General features: G+C 69.2%; 4 protein-coding genes. All 4 read right to left on the bottom strand.

Going from position 1 to position 4,074, the window contains the following annotated elements; translation table 11 throughout:
* Nucleotides 1-474 precede the first annotated feature (474 nt).
* Complete coding sequence (locus AB0M27_RS46955; RefSeq protein WP_365732334.1) at nucleotides 475-1,215, bottom strand: GNAT family N-acetyltransferase; 741 nt, start codon at nucleotides 1,213-1,215, stop codon at nucleotides 475-477.
* Between the two features lie 53 nt (nucleotides 1,216-1,268).
* Nucleotides 1,269-2,456 carry a bifunctional class I SAM-dependent methyltransferase/NUDIX hydrolase gene (locus AB0M27_RS46950; protein ID WP_365732333.1) on the bottom strand — a complete coding sequence of 396 codons (1,188 nt, stop codon included), beginning with the start codon at nucleotides 2,454-2,456 and terminating at the stop codon, nucleotides 1,269-1,271.
* Between the two features lie 19 nt (nucleotides 2,457-2,475).
* Nucleotides 2,476-3,048, bottom strand: a complete 573-nt coding sequence (locus AB0M27_RS46945) for a class I SAM-dependent methyltransferase (protein WP_365732332.1) — start codon at nucleotides 3,046-3,048, stop codon at nucleotides 2,476-2,478.
* 66 nt (nucleotides 3,049-3,114) lie between these two features.
* Nucleotides 3,115-4,074, bottom strand: a 960-nt coding sequence (locus AB0M27_RS46940) for an ABC transporter ATP-binding protein (protein ID WP_365732331.1), incomplete at its 5' end; no start/stop codon positions are given.

Here is a 4,074-nt window from a genome sequence, read left to right as displayed (position 1 = left end):
GAGTGCACGGCGACGGAGCCCTCTGCCTGTGGAAAGGAGTCAGGGCTCCGGGTATTGAGTAGGGGTCATCCGGCGCCGTGCACTGCTATTAGGTAATGAGCATTGCTCCCGTTGGGTGTGCCGAGGCCGGTCGGCCCGTCGTATCCCGGACCGGCGGTGCACAGGTAAGTGCCGCCGCAGAAGCCGTTGCTGCCCGCAGTGACGTCGTGCAGCGCCGGCGTGTGGCTGTACGGATACGCGCCGTTGGCCACCTGAGATGTTTTTCCGGCCAATGCGTAGACGCTCGCGATGATGGGTGAGGAGACGCTGGTGCCTCCGACTTCGACCCATCCGTCGGCCCCCTGGGCGAGACCGAGTTGAAGCTCGGTGTCGCACGAGCATCCCGCCGAAGGACGGCAAGGACATCCAGGACCTCCTGGGCGGCAACGCCCTCGGCGTAAACCGCGGCTTCGACAACAAGGTCAAGATCACCGGCTATCCCACCAGCCGTGACACCCCGATCTCGTGCCAGAACCGCACCACGAAGTTCAGCGACACCCAGCTGCGCATCCAGCCTTTGCGGGGATTGGTGCCCCGGGCGCCGATGACGGCCTGTGCAGCCTCGCCTACCTCTTCGGCGAGCTTGAGCACTTGCAGGGTCCATTGCTCCTCTGGTGCGAGTCCGTTCTCGGTGTCGAGGCAGCTGAACGTGTCGGCCAGACACAGGATCGTGTCCCAGTCGTCGGTCGCAGCGCCGCACCTGTGCTGACCGTGGGATTGCCGAGGTAGTGCGGTTCTGCGCATGAGTGCCGGATCGCTGACGAATCCGAGCCCCTCGTACAGGGGTCTGGATTCCTCACTGGCGTGCAGTTCGAAAAGGGTGATGTCTTCCTGCTCCAGGTCATTAAGGAGTGCGGTGAGGGCAGCCTTTGCGTAGCCGCGGCGTCGGTATCCGGGCTGGGTGGCCACGGCCTGGATGCGTGCGGACAGTCCCTGTGGGTACCGTGGGGCGGGCAGTACGGGGCTGACCAGGGCCAGGGCGCAGGTGACGAGTCCTCCTTCGGGTGCGTCGACGACGTAGGCCCGGGCGTCGCCGCCAGGTTGGAGCCGTCGGGCCAGCTGGTCTCGGCAGAGGGACAGCCAGGCCGCGTCGAGCGGTTGGGAGAGGATCAGCTCGGATCGCAGGCGGGTGATGGCTTCGGCGTCGGTGGGCGTGGCGCGGCGTGCAGTGGTCATGGGTTTGTCCTCGTAGGGGGCCACGGTGTGGTCGTCCGTGCGGTCCTGCCTGTTCACGAATCGGGTCGCGCGGAGCGGGGCGTGGTCGGGTCGGTGATGGGGGTGAAGTGGGCGGGGGCGTGGTCGATCGGCAGGCCGGGGCGCCAAGCGGTGAGGATCTGGGCGCTGCACTCGAACAGGCCCGGGGGCAGGGCGTCCAGCGGCCACCTGCGCCAGTCGCCGACGCTCTCGCCGGGCTGGTCGGTCGGCTCGCCCCGCCAGCGGGTGACGAGCGCGCCGAAGGTGATGCGGACGACGTCTCCGACCTGGTCGAGGAGCATGCCCAGAAGACGGACGTCGGCGGGGCCGACGTGGAGGCCGGTTTCCTCGGCGAGTTCGCGCACGACTGCCTCCTGCAGTGACTCGCCCGGCTCCACGGTCCCGCCGGGCAGCTCCCGTGTGCCCAGCCGGTGTCGGCCAAGGAGGATGCCCTTGGGCCCGAGTAGCACGGCGCCGACGCCGACGGCCGCGTGAGCGACGGGTGGTTTCGGGGTGCGAGGACGGGCGGTGATCCGGGCCGGTCGGTGAACCTGGAAGAGCCGGTAGGAGGCGTGGTTGTTCTTCTCCGGCGCATCGAGGCCGGTGATGCCCTGCACGCGGAAGCCGTACTGGACGAGCAGGTCTTCCCACAACTCGGGTGTGAGTACCCACATGTGCACAGTGAGATCGTCGCCGCCGGCCAGTCGCAGGATCTCCGGGCGTGGGGTGATGGTCGAGGTGGGGCCGTGGCCGGCGGAGTTGGTGTGCAGCACGGTGAAGTACAGCCGTCCGCCCGGTTTGAGGGCGGCGGCTAGGGCGGGCAGGAGTCGGTGCGGGTCGAGGAAGTGGAAGGTGCTGACGGAGTAGACCACGTCGTATGGCGCTGCCGTGCCCAGGTGCTCGACGGCGTCGGCGTGGACCAGCCGCAGTCCCGGTACATCGGGGTAGCGGGCGCGCGCTCTCTCGATCTGGCTGAGGGAAGCGTCGACGCCGTCCACGTGCGCAGCGTAGGTGCGGGCCAGGTGGGCGGCGTGCCGGCCAGGGCCGCAGCCGATGTCCAGGACGCGCAGCCCCCTGATGTCTCCGAGGATGGCGTCCCCCGGCCCGTTCGCGGCAGGGCCCCAGGTGATCTGGTCCACTTCCGTCAGGGGCGTACCGCGCCCCAGGTGGTGTTGTCCGTAGGCGTCCCAGGCGAGGCGGGTCTGCTGTTCGTCGTCCAACACGTTAACCTCCATGTTGAGTTCAGGGGCGGAGTGCGTAGCAGCGCAGCACGTCGAGATCGGCGGTGCGTACGACGGACCAGCCTGCGGTGAGTTTCTCGGCCTCGGCGGGTGTGATCCCGAGGTGCGTGTACGGATCGTTCTCCTCGCGGCGGCCGGCGAGTTCAGTGACAACCCAGAAGGTCCCGCCGGGTGCGAGGACCTGCCGGACGCGGTCGAGGAAGGCTGCCTTGTCGTCCATCCAGCGGTAGACCAGGCGGCAGGTGACGACCGCATACGCGGCGTCCGGCAGGGCGCTGAGGTCATCGGAGGTGAAGTTCATCAGGTGCCAGGCCGGTCCCTCGCCCTGCTGGGCGTTCCGGGCTGTAGCGATGGCGCTGGGCGCGAAGTCGATGCCCGTGGTGCGGTAACCGAGATGGTGGAGGTGGCGGGCGAGGGAGCCCTCGCCGGTGCCGATGTCGAGAGCCGGGCGTCCGCGGCCCGGTCCGACATGGTCGGCCAGCAGCGTGGCCTCGGTGCTGGTGACCTCCCGATACCGGCGTCCGCTGGCCCAGAGCGGCTCCCAGTAGTCGGCGGTGCCTGGGGTGGTTGCCATGCGGCTCCTTTGCTAGCGGGCGGGACGGTGGTGGGAGGAGTCGTCACGCAGGGCCTTCCGAGCGGGTCATGCGGGATCTGCGACGGTGGGGGAGCCGGGGCGGGGGATGGTGCGCGCAGGGGCGTACTGGGCAGCTTGCGCGTCGAACATCGAGGCGTAGCGCCCTTGGGCGGCCATGAGTTCCTCGTGGCTGCCGTGCTCGACGAGCCGTCCGTGGTGCAGGACGTAGATGCGGTCGGCGTGGCGGACGCCGGACATGCGGTGGGTGACCAGGACGACGGCCCGGTTCGGGGCGGCGAGCCGGCGGATGCGGTCGAAAGCGGCGATCTCGGCTTCCGGGTCGAGAGCGGAGGTGGGCTCGTCCACGATGAGGAGGCTGTCGGCATCCGAGGTGGAGCTGCGCCAGTGGGTACGGGCGAGCCCGATCTTCTGCCACTCGCCGCCGGACAGTTCACTCGCGCCGCGGAACATCCGGGCCAGCAGGCTGCGCAGGCCGTCGGGAAGTTTCGCGATGACCGGTCCGGCGCCTGCGTAGTCGACGGACGGCAGCAGGTCCTCCGGACCGGCTTCCTGGGTGGGTCGGCCGATCCGGATGTTCAACGCTGCGGTCACGGGCCAGCGTTGGAAGTCCTGGGTGAGCAGCGCGACGCGGGCGAAGACCTCGGAGCGGTCGAGGGAGGCGACGTCGGCATCGCCCCACAACACGGTCCCGCTCTGCGGCAGCAGCAGGCCCGACAACACCTTCATCAGAGTGCTCTTGCCTGAGCCGTTCTCGCCGACCACGGCGGTGACCGAGCCCATGGGCAGCGTGAGTGACACCCCGTCCAGGGCGAGGGCTTCCCGGTCCGGGTAGCGGTAGCCGACCTGGTCGAGGACGACCTGCTTCACCTGTGCCGGAACGGAATCGCCCCCGCTGGGAATGGTGCGTCGCGCCGCCTCGTCCAGGAACCGGGAGTGGTCGCGGACGTAGAGGGACTCCTCGTGCAGCTGGTTCACGTTCATCACCAGCGCGCCCAGGCTCGCCGA

This window comes from Streptomyces sp. NPDC052107, from assembly GCF_040680215.1.
Taxonomy (GTDB): domain Bacteria; phylum Actinomycetota; class Actinomycetes; order Streptomycetales; family Streptomycetaceae; genus Streptomyces.
This window is presented reverse-complemented; position numbering and strand designations above follow the sequence as displayed.